At 31.8% G+C, this 17,246-nt stretch carries 14 protein-coding genes and 1 tRNA gene; 7 read left to right on the top strand and 8 right to left on the bottom strand.

Features of this window, described 5'->3' with window-relative positions; translation table 11 throughout:
- Positions 1-3 precede the first annotated feature (3 nt).
- The 7 genes from ACFEL2_RS08075 to iscX form a co-directional block, all read right to left on the bottom strand.
- Positions 4-1,356: an MFS transporter gene (locus tag ACFEL2_RS08075; RefSeq protein WP_375331953.1), complete on the bottom strand. Its 1,353-nt coding sequence runs from the start codon at positions 1,354-1,356 to the stop codon at positions 4-6.
- Positions 1,357-1,498: 142 nt separating this feature from the next.
- Complete coding sequence (gene elbB / locus ACFEL2_RS08070) at positions 1,499-2,155, bottom strand: isoprenoid biosynthesis glyoxalase ElbB (RefSeq protein ID WP_341751556.1); 657 nt, start codon at positions 2,153-2,155, stop codon at positions 1,499-1,501.
- Between the two features lie 7 nt (positions 2,156-2,162).
- A complete protein-coding gene (locus tag ACFEL2_RS08065; protein WP_375331952.1) occupies positions 2,163-3,107 on the bottom strand; it encodes a D-alanyl-D-alanine carboxypeptidase family protein in 945 nt (314 codons plus the stop codon).
- Positions 3,108-3,111: 4 nt separating this feature from the next.
- Positions 3,112-4,356 carry an AmpG family muropeptide MFS transporter gene (locus ACFEL2_RS08060; protein WP_375331951.1) on the bottom strand — a complete coding sequence of 415 codons (1,245 nt, stop codon included), beginning with the start codon at positions 4,354-4,356 and terminating at the stop codon, positions 3,112-3,114.
- Between the two features lie 10 nt (positions 4,357-4,366).
- Positions 4,367-6,973 carry an AsmA-like C-terminal region-containing protein gene (locus tag ACFEL2_RS08055; protein ID WP_375331950.1) on the bottom strand — a complete coding sequence of 869 codons (2,607 nt, stop codon included), beginning with the start codon at positions 6,971-6,973 and terminating at the stop codon, positions 4,367-4,369.
- 282 nt (positions 6,974-7,255) lie between these two features.
- Positions 7,256-7,331: transfer RNA gene (locus ACFEL2_RS08050), tRNA-Val, on the bottom strand.
- Between the two features lie 223 nt (positions 7,332-7,554).
- Positions 7,555-7,764 (bottom strand): Fe-S cluster assembly protein IscX, encoded by a 210-nt coding sequence (gene iscX / locus ACFEL2_RS08045; RefSeq protein ID WP_341747867.1) that lies wholly within the window; start codon positions 7,762-7,764, stop codon positions 7,555-7,557.
- Positions 7,765-8,001: 237 nt separating this feature from the next.
- On the opposite strand from iscX, the gene ACFEL2_RS08040 reads away from it, so the two are divergent.
- Positions 8,002-9,801: a Ulp1 family isopeptidase gene (locus tag ACFEL2_RS08040; RefSeq protein WP_375331949.1), complete on the top strand. Its 1,800-nt coding sequence runs from the start codon at positions 8,002-8,004 to the stop codon at positions 9,799-9,801.
- A gap of 24 nt (positions 9,802-9,825) precedes the next feature.
- On the opposite strand, the gene dusB is transcribed toward ACFEL2_RS08040, so the two are convergent.
- Positions 9,826-10,797 carry a tRNA dihydrouridine synthase DusB gene (gene dusB / locus ACFEL2_RS08035; protein WP_375331948.1) on the bottom strand — a complete coding sequence of 324 codons (972 nt, stop codon included), beginning with the start codon at positions 10,795-10,797 and terminating at the stop codon, positions 9,826-9,828.
- Between the two features lie 164 nt (positions 10,798-10,961).
- On the opposite strand from dusB, the gene ybeY reads away from it, so the two are divergent.
- From ybeY to ACFEL2_RS08005, 6 genes are all read left to right on the top strand, one after another.
- A complete protein-coding gene (gene ybeY / locus ACFEL2_RS08030; RefSeq protein WP_341751562.1) occupies positions 10,962-11,459 on the top strand; it encodes an rRNA maturation RNase YbeY in 498 nt (165 codons plus the stop codon).
- Between the two features lie 3 nt (positions 11,460-11,462).
- Entirely contained in the window at positions 11,463-12,398 is a 936-nt protein-coding gene (locus ACFEL2_RS08025) for a hemolysin family protein (RefSeq protein WP_341751563.1), read from the top strand.
- Complete coding sequence (locus tag ACFEL2_RS08020; protein WP_375331947.1) at positions 12,395-14,029, top strand: ABC-F family ATP-binding cassette domain-containing protein; 1,635 nt, start codon at positions 12,395-12,397, stop codon at positions 14,027-14,029. The genes ACFEL2_RS08025 and ACFEL2_RS08020 overlap by 4 nt, the downstream gene beginning before the upstream one ends.
- Positions 14,030-14,068: 39 nt before the next feature.
- Positions 14,069-14,398 (top strand): ribosome silencing factor, encoded by a 330-nt coding sequence (gene rsfS / locus ACFEL2_RS08015; protein WP_341751565.1) that lies wholly within the window; start codon positions 14,069-14,071, stop codon positions 14,396-14,398.
- Positions 14,399-14,481: 83 nt separating this feature from the next.
- Entirely contained in the window at positions 14,482-16,209 is a 1,728-nt protein-coding gene (locus tag ACFEL2_RS08010) for a cation:proton antiporter (protein WP_341751566.1), read from the top strand.
- Positions 16,210-16,217: 8 nt separating this feature from the next.
- Positions 16,218-16,709, top strand: coding sequence for an SH3 domain-containing protein (locus ACFEL2_RS08005; protein WP_341751567.1), 492 nt, complete (start codon positions 16,218-16,220; stop codon positions 16,707-16,709).
- Positions 16,710-17,246 lie beyond the last annotated feature (537 nt).

Below are 17,246 nucleotides of genomic sequence, written 5' to 3'. Positions count from 1 at the left end.
CACCTAATTCATTAAGAGAAACCATTTTTTCTTTTTTGGATAGTTTCCAGCTGCTTTCTCTAATTTTTCAAAATGAAATATGCCAAAGCTATATCCTATCATGACTGGAATTATAATAATCAGCAATCCATAATTACCTAAATATTTTGTTAAATAAATAAACCCAAAAGATGTGATAATATACATAATAGTACTAGATATAGCAGATAAAAAACTAACATATGTGAAGCGTTTAAAAACAGGGAAATATGTAAATAAAATTGAATGGGCTGGTGTTAAACCAGGTATAATCAATATAATAAATGCTTGGAACAGAAAAATATCAAAAGGGGTTCTAGCATGACTCAATAAGTATAGGCAAACTAGAATAAGAACCCAGAAAATTACCATTCTAATTTTTAAAATCATTAGGGGGTACACGTAATAACCTAAATATATCAATGATAAATTCCCTAACATTTCTACTATTGAAACAAAGAAATTTTGATAGATAACTTGTTCAGCCGTATAACCAAAATTATTTCTAAGAATCTCTCCGCAATGAATAAATGTTAAATAAAAACATACTGGCCAAGCACAGAATATTAAAAACAAAGATAAAGCTGTTACTTTATTAACTTTTTCTGTCCAAATAGGATTCTTTTCCAATATACTAGAATTCTCATTAATATCTGCAAAAATCATTTTCATTCGTCGTTTTGCGTCAGCAAATTCTGGTGTTTCTCGTAGAGTTGTTCTAGCTAATGAACCGACTAACGCAACCAATGCACCAAACCAAAAAGCATAACGCCAATTGAAGTTGTAAGAGGTAGAAATAAATGCAACGCCCAAAGCAAAGGTTGCCCCTAATACAGCAAAAAAACTTATTAATGCTACAGACATATATTGTTGAGGACGTTTTATAGTTTCAGTCAAATATAATTCTGCCCCTATCCTTTCTCCCATGGAACTCATACCTTGCATAATACGACATATTGATACAACCACAGCAGCAGTAATACCTATTTCAGCATAAGCTGGCAAACTAGCAATAATAATACAAGAAAATGCCATCATAAAAGTGGTAATAATAACAGTTACTTTACGTCCTATAGTATCACCAATCCATCCAAAAATTAACGCCCCAATAGGTCTTAATAAATATGTGGTACAAAAAGTAAAGGCTGAAAGTAATTGTGCTGCATGGGGATCATATTTCGGGAAAAAAAGCTCATTAAGAATTACAGCCATATGTATATAGAGCATCAGATCAAAATACTCTAGAAATGTACCGATTGAAAGTAATCCGACAGCCTCTTTTTGTTCTCTAGTTAGACAAGTTTGAGATACCCCATCTGCTTGTATTAATCTATTCATATTGACCTATATCTTCCTTATTTAGCCTTAGTTTTGGATTAAAATTTTTAATTTTAATCCAAAACTGGCTAGAATAATTTAAGTTCTTTAGAAAAATGCATTCTTGAAGTGCTTCTACGAATACATTTTAATCTATTATCGTTCAGATATTAGTACACATTTGCAGCACTTTAATTACTAAACCCTTAATACCTTTATGTATTTGTGCTAAAGGAGCATCTAACATAAAAGCAGGAGTAGTAACTAATCGATTATCTTCGTCCACGACTATATCTTGAGCATTACAAGTTTCTCCTGTTGCTCCTAGCTTATGTATCAGATCATTTGATTCTCCAAGGGTAACCTTAATTTTTGTATGATTTCTTAAGACTATAGCAAGTAAAGCAGGAGCAATACATATAGCTCCAATTGGTTTTGATAAATTATAGAAGCCTACTATTATTTCCTGTAAGTCTTTTGGTACTGTAGCATTTTCATTTTTAAGTCCTATATCAGACAAATTTAGTGCAGCACCAAACCCACCCGGTAATATTAAAGCATCAAAGTCTTCAGCACGTATTTGATTTAATGGTTGAATTTTACCACGAGCAATGCGTGCTGATTCAACTAATATATTACGCTCCTCTAACATTTTTTCTTGAGTTAGATGGTTGATCACATGATGTTGATTTTTATTAGGAGCAAAAATTTTTACATTTACATTATGCTTATCAAGTTCCAATAGTGTAAAAACTGTTTCAAAGATTTCAGCCCCATCTAAATATCCACAACCTGAAATAATTACAGCAACATTTTTCATAATATTTCTATAGTTTTTTTCTGTTTCTTACTTTAAGATTTGTAGCAACTTTAGTTGATTTTGTTTTCTTACCATATGTTCTTGATGGTACTGTTGTCTTGACTATCAATTTATCAACCATAGTCTTATTATTTCTAGGTTGGTCAAAATGGGTATCTAATAGTTTTACCATTTGCATATTTCTAGACTCAGCAGATTTACCACCAGTAACAATAGCAACCAAAGATTTATTTTGTCTAGTTGCTGCAGTAATCAAGTTATAGCCGGCTGGAGTGGTATAACCAGTTTTCAACCCTTCAACTCCTTCATAAGTTTCATTTACTTTATTATGTCCTCGTACAATATTGCCTCTAAAAACAAAGTTGTTTCTAGAGAAGAAAGCATAATATTTAGGGAAATCTCGCTTAATAGCTATAGATAGTTTAGCAAGATCTCGGGCCGTAGTTTTCTGACAAGGATGATGCCATCCAGAAGCGTTTTTAAAATAAGTATCTTTCATACCAAGCTGTTTAGCACGAATATTCATCAAACGAGCAAAATTTTCTTCAGTACCTTTAATATTTTCAGCTACTACCATAGCTACATCGTTTGCTGATCTAATAATTAGCCCGAAAATAGCTTCTTTTACAGTAATAGTTTCTTTTTCTTTAAGTCCTAATTTGCAGGGCAACATTTTCTCTGCATTTTTTGAAACATATAATCTTTGATTCATTGATAACCTGCTAGATTCTAACGCTTCAAATAACAAATACAAGGTCATTAATTTTGTCAATGAAGCTGGGTATATTCTAGTAGTAGAATTTTTATCGTGCAGTATCCTACCAGTATTGTAATCTACGACAAGACTTGTTTGAGTTGGCAAAGACACAAGTTTTTTTGCAGCATAAACAGGATTTAGGTTTGTACTGAATGTTATTACGCAAGTAAAAAATAGCAATAATCGTATTAACATAATTTTACGTTTTAGAAATCTTTTTATTAAGATAGAACAATATTATAACTCCTGGCAAGGCTAGAATTATTGTTAAGATAAAAAAATTATCCCAACCCAACATTTTTACTAGGCTACCACCATAAATGGTGACTGTGTTATTAAATAAAGTACTACTACTGCTGAGTAAAGCATATTGCGATGCAGAATATTGTTTATTACACAATATGCTAATATATCCAACAAGTGCAGTCATACCCATAGCAGAAGCAAAATTTTCTATAGTAATGGCAATAAACAGAGATTCAGAATTTACTGGTTGATGATTTAACCAAATAAATGCGAAATGCGTGATACTCTGTATAATTCCCGTTATAATCAGTCCTTTAAAATTTCCAAGTCGGTATACAACTATTCCACCAGCAAAAGACCCAGCAACTGTAGCTAGTACACCATAAAATTTAGTAATCAGTGCTATCTGTCCCTTTGTATAACCAAGTTCCATATAAAATGGCATAGATACTACAGCAAGCATAGCATCACCTAATTTAAAGAATATTACTGCTAGTAAAATAGTAACGGCATATTTCCTAACAAAGAAGTCCTTAAAAGGGTTAATTACTATTTTTGTTAGTGATAATAAAGATAAAATATCAACATTTTCTCGTAATAATGTAGGTTCATTGACAATAATTATAAAAATTGTTGCTACAATAAAAATTATACTCATAGCCACAAATGTAGCTGACCAATCACTTGTGGCTTCAGCAAAATATAAAGCCCCAGCTCCAGTAATCAGCATGCCAAGTCTATAGCCTAATACTGCCGTAGCACTTGCTATAGCTTGGGTTTCCTGATCAAATTTATCTATCCTAAGTGCATCAACACTAATATCAAATGTTGCTGACAAGAAACCAAGGCAAATAGTAAGAAAATATAGTAAAGTTAATGATTCATTAGGTAAAATTGTACTCATAGTGAATAGTACTAAAGATATTAGTATAGTACAAAGTATCAGCCAACTTTTTCTATGACCAAATTTCTTTAATAATGGTATATTAAAACAATCTACCAAAGGAGACCAAAAAACTTTTAGCGAATAGGATAGTCTTGCAACGGCAAAAGTGGTAATAATTGCAATATCAATATTAGAATCTTTAAGCCAAGCAACTAAGCTAGTGAATAATATAGCTAGTGGCATGCCACTAATTGCCCCAAGAACCAATATTTCGAATAGTCTATAATCTTTTAAAATTCTTAATAATAACATTTATTCTTCTTTAATTTGTAGATTTCCTTCTGTTCTCTAAAGCCTTTCTTAGTTCAGTCTCGTCTGACGTTTTTATGGTATCTAATATAGTGCCTGAGGTTTTTATTGTAAGATTTATAGGTGTATTTTGATTACTAGAATTATTTAGATTAGGATTTAAGTCTGCTATATAGAAAGATAATATTGAAGATAATACCATATCCAAATTATATATATTTACAGCTAATGATGCAGCTCCGCTAGCATATTTTGTATTAAATACTAAGTCTTTCATTGTAACTATTCCATTTTTTAACTGAAGATTACCACGCAAATTATTCAATTCAGTTTGCCCTTGATACATAGATTTTGCTAAATCATCTTTTAAATACTTTAGACTATAGTCTTTATTATTAATTTTTTCTATCAATGAATCAACAGAGAAGTTACTAATCTTGGCATTTTTTACTACAAATTCTGATTGAGTGTTAAGCTCATACAATAATTCTTTTAAACTATTGCCATGAGTATCAAGTGTTCCATTTATGCTCATTCCACCGTAATTGTCTAGTAATCCTCTTGGCAAAACATTAGATAATTGAGCTAAATCAATAGAATTAAGTGCATAAACAAAGTTCAGAGTATATGGATTTAATAAAATATTACCTTCTGCTTTTAATTTACCAGAAAGTAGATTTGCTTCAATGTTATCAATCTTAAATAAAGCATTATTATTTGCTAAAGCAAGTTTAACATTTTGTAATACTAGATCATTCTGAATTATTTTTGATAATGTACAATTTAATTTTAACTCTATTTTTTCTACGTCAAATTCATTCAATAAGTTATTTCGCAGATTAAGTAAAGATTTAGGGGTTAAAAAGTTAACATTAAGAGAACCATCATTTATTGTAATTGTTAGTTGTGGTTTAATGTTACTTGCTAACAAACTAGCACTAAGATTGATGTAATCACTATTGCCTCTTATATCAAGATTACTAATTCCAATATTACCTGGTGAGACATTTGCTAAGATATATGCTTTGCCAAATGAATTATTTCCTATCAGCAGATCATTTATAGTAATATCAAAATTACCTAAATAATCAGCTGTCCTAATGGGAATATATTTAGCTAAGTATGATTCATCTTTCATATTCTCTGACAAACTTTTAGCAAATTTGATCATTGGTGAGATTATCGGGTAATCGTCTCTATTTAAATCAATCGAAGAAAAGTCAATGGTCGCTATAAAATGCGGCATAGAACCAATAAATCTAGCAGTAATATTACCTGTAACTTTAGTGTTGTCAGTTTTTAACATAAGGTTTTGTAAATAGACATCTATTAAAGTTAGTTTTAAATCTGAAGATAAAATAAAAGCGGTAGGTTTTTTACTAGCTGCTTGTTTGTAACCTAAAGTATTCAACACAGAATTAAGGTCATTATGTTGCAAGTAAATTGTACCATCAAATATACTTCGTACTGAATTTTGTGTTACATTGCCTATAAATTGAAAACTGCCTCCAGATTTTATCATACTAGAGAAATCATTAACCACTAATACCCCTTTGTCTAAATTAAGCAAAATTTTGGTATTATTTAATACCTCATCGTTATTTAATATTATTTGATCAACTAAAATATCGGTTATGATTGATTTATTATCAAAAAGAAACCTTAACCCAAAGACTGAATTGCTAAATTGTTTAATATTATTGGATGAGGTAATCAGTGATCTTGCGTCTATCTTAGGAAAATATAATTTTATTGTACTAGTAACATCGTCACTTTTATTCAGATATATTGAGCCTTTACCTACTAGTGAATTAGACTCTATAGCTATATTTTCTAACTTAAGTAATTGTGGAGTAGGCAAAATATCAAATTTGATATTTATCTTTTCATTTTGATTAAATCTTCTAAATAAAGAATCTAAATCTGGCACTAGAATATGTAATATATCAGCTAAATTTTGTATTAAATATTCTGCTTTACCATTTATTAGTTTAGAGTCTATATAGGTTTCTATCAAATGAAAATTATAATCATTATTAGAGATAGTAAGATCGAAATTTATTTGGTTGGCCTTTTTCTCAAAAAACCCAGATAATTTTCCTACATATCCTCCATCCCCTTTGAATGAAGTGCTATTAGCAATAGAGTTATTTTTAAATAAAGAGCAATTCTTTAAAGTAAGAATAGGTTGATTATTTTTATTGAGAATAGTCAGATTTTCAACATCAAAATTTATATCGATTATACCATTGGTTATGAATGAACTAACTAGCCTATCATGGTTTATAATGTCAAAATCTTGTTCATCTGAATATATTGTGGCACTATATATGGTTACAGCACTAATTCTTGGTCTAAAAGTTAATAATGACCATGGGACAAAGTGAATTTCTATATTTTCTAATTCTAACTTCCCTTCCTCTTTTATGTGATCAATAATCAAATAAGGTATGGGAAATTTAATTATTTTAATTTTTTTTAGATTCTGAGGAGAAATTTTTAATTCATTAACAAGACTATTACTGGCAGAAGTATAATCAACAAAGTTTACCTCAACTAATATAGTACATACTAACAACGAAATAGCAATAACAGTAAATATAATTACTTTTCTTATCATAAAATTATTATCTTCCAAGAACCAATATTACTAGGTATATATCAAAAACGTTAAAAATAAAAACTATATAATAAATATCTAACATGATGGGGGTAACAAACAAGGGGTAAGCGGACTAGGTGTACATTTTAACACTTTTGTAATAATTTCTCCCTCAAAACACTCGTTAAAGAGAGAAATTTTTTATACTCGTATTCCGGTAACTTTAGTGAAAAAACGGCATGCGACGGGAATACAGACTTTTTATTGCAATGATAAAAACCCTGAAATCCGAGAGATATATGGTGGGCGATGACAGATTCGAACTGCCGACCGTCCCGGTGTAAACGGGATGCTCTACCAACTGAGCTAACCGCCCCTTCTTTCAATTTAACGCAGATAATGCCCTATCTCCCCAAAAAAATCAAGTTATTTCTGTAAATTATTTAGATTCTATAGCTAACCTAAAGTAAGGTCTATCTATTAGAGTATCTAGATAGACCTTACTTTAGGTTAGCTATAGATGAACTACATGAGGTACAAATACGTACATTCTTCGCAAGTATTTGTGATAGCTCTTCTTCAAAGCAAAAGAGTATATATTAATCTTCAAAATTACTATCTTTAATCTCTTTCCAAGCTTCGAGAATTTCTTTTAACACTTCTTTATTTGTTTCAATTTCGTGGTCATCAAAATCACTTAATGATTTTATTAAGTCCTCAAGATCTTTTAGTGTTAATTCAGATATATCCTCATCGGAATAATTTTTTTCTAAACTTATAGCAATTTCGTCAACATCATGCCAATGCATTATTTTTACCTAATTATTTCCATAGGCATTACTATTACCATCTAACCATTCCTCTACCAATTAAATAATATATTAGTGCAGGCTTAAATATAGTATATTATTAAAGGGGGTGAGATTATTATGCAACTATATCTGTAAAATGCATCAATACTGGTTTAGAGATATAATTGATTTGTATAGATTTGTTTTTTTGTTTAAGATGATAGTCAATTAGATATTGAGGACTTTGGAGTATATATGGCAAAAACAGGTAAAAAAGAAAATAAGGTAAGGTTATTTAATATTAATGGTCATGTAGGTCAAAAGACTCAGCACAATATTATATTGGCTAATTCTTACTTAAACATACCAACTAGGGAGCTTAAATATAACATTCAAAATGGCAAACTAAATAAAGATAATATAATAATTGAAATATTGCACGAAGTTAAACAAGGAGAAACGCCTATACTTAATATTCAATATAATTCCAACATGGGAAAACCTATAGTTGATATAAATGATTTAGCAGCATTAAAAAAATCAGGTATTCAAACTTGTTTTACCTTTAGTAATTATAATGCATATAATCAAACTTTGCCATATTATAACTACTGGCCACCTCTTCTTACACAAGCCAATCACGTGTTTTTTACAAATGATAACGACCGAGATAATGCGGTAACTCATAGGCATGTAGAACAAAAAAGAGCTTCTTACATTCCATATATCCCAGTTACAAATTTAGTAGAGTCGGAAATTCTAAAAAGACCTCCTAATATATTAGTGTCGGGGAAACTGCCTAATAAAGAAAGATTGACTGAAGTTATACTTGCTGCAAAAGAACTAGGTAGAAATACTAGAGTTATAGTAGTCAGCAATCCTGCATCTGTAGATGATGTGGCTAATATTATTACGACCAAATTTGGCATCAATGACCAAGATCAACAATCAGGTATTAAGCTAGAAGTTGAAGAAATCTTAAAAGATAAAATTGGTGGTGCTAAAAAACTAGAGCATTACGTGTCACAATTATCTCAACAATTCAAGAAAGATCTTAATATAACAGAAATAAACCCTGTTGATATATATTTTGACCTATCTGATCCATTAAAGCTTCAGAATATTGCTAAACAAGCTAAATATGTTGTAACCCAAGGAGGCTCGGTTGAAAATTTTACTAATGGTTGTATCCCATTAGCTCAAGGTCATGGGAAAAAGGCTGACATTGTTGCTGAAGTTAAGCAAAGGGAAGCTGTTCTTGGAATCAATAGCTTAACTATTAAGGATATGCAAGAAAATTTAAATGAGTATAAACAAGAAAATGCTAAAAGAATTACCAGTGCTCTTCAGCAAGTGGCAGATGAAAGGGAGGTATCAACTAGACAAAATAATGTAGAACATTCATTGTCTGAAGGTAGCAAATTAACTAAACTAGATTATTTATATAACGAAGATGATATTGGCAACCTATTAAAAGCGTCTGTAGATCAAACAAAGGTTTCTATTGTTAATCATGCTTCTATAGGAGAAGAAAGTTTATTAAAGGACACTCTTTATAAAGCTGTGTATAGTGATTTAATAGTAGATAACAAAGAAGCGGTTATTATACCCCTTAATACTGGACACGAACATTGGGTTAGTTTAGCAATCACTAAAGACCAGGAGGGGGCTATAGTGTTTACCTATAATGATCCTAAGGGAACAGATATATATACAAGAGCGGATTTAGTAGATATGCTTAAAGAAGTTTGTCCTGATGCTAAAATAGTAGATTTACAGACTGAGCAACAACCAAATGATAAAGATTGTGGAGTTTTCGTTGTGGATAATTTAATTAACATGGCAAAAGGTAAGGCAATTCTTAGTGCTGAAGAATCTAAAAACATAGGAACAACATTACGCCAAGCTCATGCAAAAACAATAGACCTTGAGCAAGCCAAGCAAAAAGCTAATACCATTAGAGAATCAATAAATACCTATCCATCTCGTCCTACTGCATCTCCTCCTGCTATTAGGAACAATAGCCGTCCTAGAGCAGTTGGTTCTGTCAGGTAGTATTAAAGTTTTGGGGTCACTATATTAAAAGAATTTTTCATAAAATTCCATAATCTTTTCTTTAACTTGAATTGGATCAGTCATCATATTAACCCCTCCTCTAAATTCAGCTGAGTTTGCTAAACCACTACTATACCAACCTATATGTTTTCTAGCTAACTGAACGCCAGTATCGTTTCCGTAATATTCTAGCATGGCATCATAATGGCTTAGTATAACCTCTAACTGTTCTGCCATGGAAGGGGAGGGGAGTTCTTCTCCTGTTTCAAGATAATGGGCTATTTGAGAAATAAACCATGGTCTACCATATACTCCCCGACCAACCATTATGCCATCAGCACCTGATTTTTGTAAGCATTCCTTGGCTTTAGATAAGGAGGTAATATCTCCATTAGCGATAACTGGAATCTTTACCGCATCCTTAACTTGCCTTATAAACTCCCAATCTGCTTGACCAGAATAAAACTGACATCTTGTTCTACCATGGATGGTAATCATTTGTATACCAGCATCATAGGCTATTTTTGCCAAATTTGGTGCATTCTTAGTTTGATCATCCCAGCCAGTACGCATTTTTAAAGTTACTGGGATTTTTACCGCTTTGACCGTAGTCTCTAAAATTTTTGCCGCTAATTTCTCATCTCGCATTAAAGCCGAACCAGAATAGCCATTTACTACTTTTTTAGCTGGGCAACCAAAGTTTAAATCAATAATCTTGGTTCCCATATCCTCAATCGTTTTAGCTGATTCTGCTATTATATCAGGTTCACATCCAGCAATCTGTACACATGAACCAGTAGCGTCGTCTTGAATGATTGCACATCTTTGCAAAGATTGCCTTGTTTCAATAATCATTGCCCTACTTGCTACCATTTCAGAGACTACCAAACCTGCACCAAATTTTCGTACTAATTTTCTAAATGGTAGGTCAGTGACCCCAGACATTGGAGCTAATATCACCGAATGAGGTAGTTGAATATTGCCTATTTTTATCATAAATATATTTTCATTACTTTAAGTAGCTTTTAATTATAGAATAATTATTATAAATTATAATAAGATACCACAAACTAATGCTATCACTAAGAAAAATTTTTAGTATTATCTGCAGGATATTGTTATATAATATTATTGAGCATTTTCAGCTAAGAAACTATATCATGAAAATCAATGTAGAGATTATTCGAGCTTGTCAAGATTGGAAAAATCAAAAATTTATCAATAAACTATTAGTGAAGAAGGTTGTTGGTGCTATACTGAGTAAATATAAAAATTTCAAGGGAGTTGCAGAGTTTGAGTTAGCAATATTACTGACTAATAATAATGAAATGTTAAATTTGAATAGCCAATTTCGTGGCAAAGCAAAAGCTACAAATGTACTATCATTTCCTGATATAGAATTAGACTTTCGGCATTTACTTGAATTTACTCCTAATGTACATTATATGTATTTGGGGGACATAGCTTTTGGCTATGAAATAATTCAAAGTGAAGCTATAAGTCAAAATAAAGCCTTTGGAGATCATTTTATCCATCTTTTGGTACATAGTATTTTGCACTTACTAGGCTTTGATCACCAAGATAACGAGGAAGCAGATATTATGGAAAATTTAGAAGTAGAGATATTAAAGAGTTTTGCTATTGCTTCCCCATATTAGCTTTTGTTCACTTCTTTGAAAAAAGAAAACCTTGCATCTATTCATTCTAAAAGGGATATGCTGAAAAATTCTTCAAAAATTGTTACACTTAAATCTTTTTTCTCTCGGCTGTTTTCTAAAGAGAAGCTAGAGGATAATTTTTATGATGCAATTAAAAAGCTAAAATCTAACAGTAAAAAAATGACGTTAGAAGAAAAAAAGATTTTTATGAATCTTCTGCAATTTGGTCATAAAACTGTAGAAGATGTAATGATCCCTAGATCTGATATTAAGGCAGTAAAATTAACTGCCAGTATAGATGAGTTAAGCCAAATGCTTAATAGCAAAATACCTAATACTAGAACATTAGTTTATGATGAAACTTTGGATAATATAGTAGGCTTTATTCATATAAAAGATTTATTCAAGATACTTATTACTAAGCAACTTATTACAAATCAAGAGTTGCAGCTAAAAAAAATAATTCGTAAACCTATCATTTCTGCTCCTTCAATGAAATTGATAGATTTACTAGCAAAAATGCGAAGAGATTGTGTACAGATCTCGATAGTTGTGGATGAATATGGTGGAACTGACGGTATTGTAACCATGGAAGATATTATGGAGGAGATAGTTGGCAGAATAGATGATGAGCATGATAAGAAATCGGATAATGATAGTTTCAGAATTATCAATAATAATACTATTTTATCAAATGCTCGAGTGAAAGTTGAGGATCTCGAATCAGCTCTAGGTGTGAAACTAAAACTTCAGAATGATGAATTTGATACAATTGGTGGTTTAGTCTTAGCAAAAGTAGGTAATGTCCCTTTGGTTGGTACTAAAATTGATATTGAGCAGCAGGTTGAACTTGAAGTAATTGATGCAAGCCCAAGATCACTTAAACAAGTTAAGCTGCAGTTAAAAAATGGTACAATATTACCTGATAATACCTTATGATTATTACAACTAATTTGGCCATGAGCTATGGTGCAAAAATATTATTTACTGATGTGAGCTTGCATATTAAGAAAGGTAATAGGTATGGGCTTGTTGGAGCAAATGGTGCTGGTAAATCTACGTTCTTTAAGATTTTGCTTCAAGAGGAAGAGGCTAGTATCGGAGAATTTACCTGTGTCAAAAATGCACGTATAGGATGTTTAAAGCAGGATCAATTTCTTTATGAAAATACTTCAATTATTAATACCGTTATTGCCGGTAGAAGTGAATTATGGCAAGCACTGCAAGAAAAAGAAAAATTATTAGCAATTGATCAATGTGATGAGGAAATCGGTTATCGATTAGGTGAGTTGGAACAAATTATAGCTGACAATGATGGATATATATCAGAAATTTTTGCAGTTGAGTTACTGCTTGGTTTAGGAATACAAGAAAAATATCATTATCAACCTTTATCCGTTTTATCCGGTGGCTATAAACTTAGGGTGTTACTAGCACAAAGTTTATTCAATAATCCTGATATATTGTTACTTGATGAGCCAACAAATCATCTTGATATAGTCTCAATTTATTGGCTAGAAAATTACCTAAAACAGAAATTCAAAGGTGCTTTGGTATTTATTTCACACGATCTTGTTTTTCTTAATAATATTTCTTCACATATTCTTGATATAGATTATGGTACTATCAAGATTTATACTGGTAATTATGATATTTTTGTTCGTGATAAACAGTTGGTTACCGAACAAAAGCTTAAAGAATTCTCTCATTTAGAGAAAAAAATTGCTGTTATGCAGAGTTTCGTTGACCGGTTTAGAGCGTTGTCTAGTAGAGCTAGACAGGCTGCATCCCGAGAGAAACAAATAGAAAAAATGGAATTACCTGACATCCAAAGAAGTTCGCGTGTTAGTCCATATTTTAATTTTAAGCAAAAAAGACCATCTGGAAAATTAGCACTAAAAGTTCAGGGTATTTCTAAAAGCTACGAGGATAAAAAAATATTAAATAATGTGAATTTTACTGTCTCGCGTGGAGAAAAAATTGTTATTATTGGTCCAAATGGTATTGGTAAATCCACTTTGCTTAAGATTCTTATTAATAAAATTTCTGCTGATTTAGGAAGTTATGAATGGGGATATGAAACTCAAATTTCCTATTTTGCTCAGGATCATCATGAATTACTAAATGAAAGTATGAGTGTTATTGATTGGTTATCCAACCAAATACCTACTGAGAATGATAATACTCTGCGTACTATATTAGGTCAATTATTATTCCGTAAAGATGAAGTAACTAAGAATATTTTAAATTTGAGTGGAGGAGAAGGAGCACGTTTATTACTAGCAAAAATTATATTGGAAGAAAGTAATATATTGGTATTAGATGAGCCAACTAATCACTTAGATATTGAATCTAAGGATATGTTAAAAAAAGCTCTAATTAACTACCAAGGAACTCTAATATTAGTAACTCATGATCGAGATTTTGCTAGCAACATAGCCACAAGGGTTATTGCTCTATCCCACCGAACTATCACTGATTTTAAAGGTAAATATCAGGAATATTTGCATAAGTATGGTAATGATTATTTGGATAGTAGTTGGGTGTTGGCAAATAAGAGAGTGAAATAGTATAGTAAACTCAGGTTACTTTAGCAATTGGAGATAATTATGATAGAAAATACTGAACTATTGAAAGAGTTTATGGTTAAATGTTTAGAAGAAAAAAAAGCAGAAGATATAGTAGTAATAGATATAAGACAAAAAACTACATTAGCTGAATATATTATTTTTGCAAGCGGGCGTTCAACTAAAAATGTTGGAGCAATTGCTGAATATTTAGCTTTAGAGTTAAAACATCAAGTTAATATCGATACTAATATTGAAGGACTTGGAACATCTGAATGGGTATTAATAGATGCTGGAAATGTATTAGTTAATATTTTCTATCCAGAAACTAGAGAGTATTTTAAGTTGGAAGAGATGTGGAGCAAAAAATAAATTAAAAATATTAGATTTTTTACTGAAAATTACTTAGTGTATTTAAAAAATAATGTATTAATACTTCTAGGGAAAAGGTGTAAATGGAAGAGCATATTCTTATCAATATTATAATTTTAATAGGAACAGCTGTATTTGTTGTAGCAATACTTAAACGCCTTAATCTAAGCCCAGTTTTGGGTTATTTAATTGCAGGAGCGGTAATTGGAGACCATGGATTCAAGATTGTAACATATGATCAAACAAAATTACTAGGAGAATTAGGAGTAGTTTTTTTACTTTTTGCTATAGGTTTAGAATTATCTTTTGAAAGATTAAAGGTAATGAGGCGGTATGTATTTGGTCTTGGCTCACTACAAGTGTTAACTACAGCTATAGTGATTGCTGCCGCTGTTGTACTAATCAGCGGTAATAGTAGTGCTGCAATTATTATTGGAGGTGGTCTTGCTTTATCCTCAACTGCCCTTGTTATGCAAGTTATTGAGGAAAGCCGTAGCCAATCAACTCAACTAGGTCGTATATCCCTAGCTATCTTGTTGTTACAAGATTTAGCAGTTGTGCCATTGCTAGTTATGGTACCACTATTTGCTAGCAATAGTAAAGATTCGTTAGCGATAGCTCTAGGAACAGCTTTGCTTAAGGCTATCATAGCACTACTTGCAATATTTGTTGCAGGTAGAGTATTACTAAGACCTTTATTTGGGTTAATTTCATCGGACAATGGCGATATAAACGAACTACCAATTTCCATGACTCTATTGGTAGTTCTCTCTGCAGCTTGGGCCACGGAATATTTTGGTTTATCGCTTGCTTTAGGAGCTTTTGTTGCAGGTGTTTTGGTTGCAGAGACAGAATTTCGGTTGCAAGCTGAAGAAAGTATATACCCTTTCAAAAGCTTATTGCTAGGGCTATTTTTTATGAGCGTTGGAATGAATATTGACGCTCAAGAAATATACGCTCAAATATCAATTATACTAACTTGTTCTATTGCCTTGATTGTAGTAAAAACACTAATTATTGCCGCCTCTTGCATTTTATTTGGTTTTAATAAAGGAGTAGCCTTGCATGCAGGTTTATTATTATCACAAGGTGGAGAATTTGCTTTTATCTTATTCGGTCTTGGTAAAGAAACTCAGGTTATTAGAGAGAGTACGGCTAATGTTCTGTTATTAGTGGTGACATGTACTATGGCACTAACTCCATTACTGGCAATTTTAGGAAGAAAACTTGCTGAAAGACTTGATAAACAACTTGGCAAGACTCCAATACAAATTATAGAACTTGGAGCAAGAGATTTAACAAACCATATAATAATTGCCGGTTTTGGTAGTGTTGGTAGAATGGTAGCATTAGTATTGGAAGCTGAAGGAATCAATTATATAGCACTAGATGTTAATGACGAGATTGTAAAAGCAGAAACAGCTAATGGCTTTCCAGTTTTTAAAGGAGATGTATCACAGATTGATACGCTAAAAGCTGTGGGAGCAGAAAGGATTCTAACTCTAGTACTTACAATGAATAATAGTGTTACTATCAAAAAATCTCTTCGAACAATTTCAAGTCATTTTCCAGATCTTGAAGTTATTGTAAGATTAAAGAATCTAGAGAAGGCTAGAGAATTTTATGATGCTGGAGCAACAACAATCATACCAGAGAATTATGAGACGGGGTTACAGCTTGGTGGAACAATTTTAAAATTTATTGGTCTTAGTGAATATGAAATAAATCGTATCAAAGGGCAATTTAGATCAGGTAATTATGTAATAGCTAAACGAGATGATGCTTTGCGTGAATTAGAAGAGAATGATTAAGAATAACCATGGCAATCAAGTTACTAAAGCAACAGTCATATCTTGTGATTATAATCTTGACCATTACACCTTTACTAACGATAGCTGATAATCAGAAATTGCCGATACCTAGATTTGCCTCAATAAAGGCTAATGAGGTAAATGCTAGAGTTGGTCCTTCGATAAAAACACCTATAGAATGGGTATTTGTTAAAAAAGGTGAACCAGTAGAAATTATTGCAGAATATGAACAATGGAGGCAAATTCGTGATATAAAAGGAGAAGGAGGCTGGGTACATTCAAGTGTATTGTCGGGTAAAAGATCGGTGATTGTGGTAAGTCCTGAATTAGTAGCTCTGACTCAAGTAGCTAATGATCAACATAAAATTGTTGCAAGAGTAAGTAATTATGTCCGTTGCCTACTTAATAAATGCAAACAAGATTATTGTCAGGTGTGCTGCAAGAATTATACTGGATGGCTACCTAAAACAGTATTGTGGGGAGTATATAAGGATGAATAATATACACCATAGTACATTTTTCTATAATCGTCATAGCAAGGGTCTTTAGATGCCGTGGCGATCTAGGTAAACAGCGAAGCTGTTTTTTTAGAGTAACGCTTCGCGTATCTTGGATTGCCACGTCGCCGCTTGCAGCGGCTTCTCGCAATGACGGTTAAGGAAAAACTTGATTATCGAGTTTAAATATCGTTGCCACTTGACAGTTTCACCTGCAGTAAATGATGTTGGTTCAGAAATTACCGTAAGATATAATTAAAAAAACTTATTATTGACTTTTGCTAACTGTAGTTTAAAATTAAAAATGAAGTAACTGCAAAGTTACTTTGGGGTGTCGAAACCCTTAACTTTAGATGGTAGTCATCATCCAAAAATGATGTTCCTCGATCTCATGGTCGGGGAGATGCTAGCTATGTTCAAGGCTTAAGGTTTATACCTTAAGCCTAAAGGCTATCGTAACTGTTCTAAAGCGGTTTTTCGAACTCCCCGATCGCCAAGATATGTATAACCTATAAAATTTTCTTTTATCATTTTATCTTT

It is taken from the genome of Candidatus Tisiphia endosymbiont of Temnostethus pusillus, from assembly GCF_964264675.1.
Classification (GTDB): domain Bacteria; phylum Pseudomonadota; class Alphaproteobacteria; order Rickettsiales; family Rickettsiaceae; genus Tisiphia.
The sequence above is the reverse complement of the archived record's forward strand: the minus strand, read 5'-3'. Positions and strand labels throughout refer to the sequence as shown.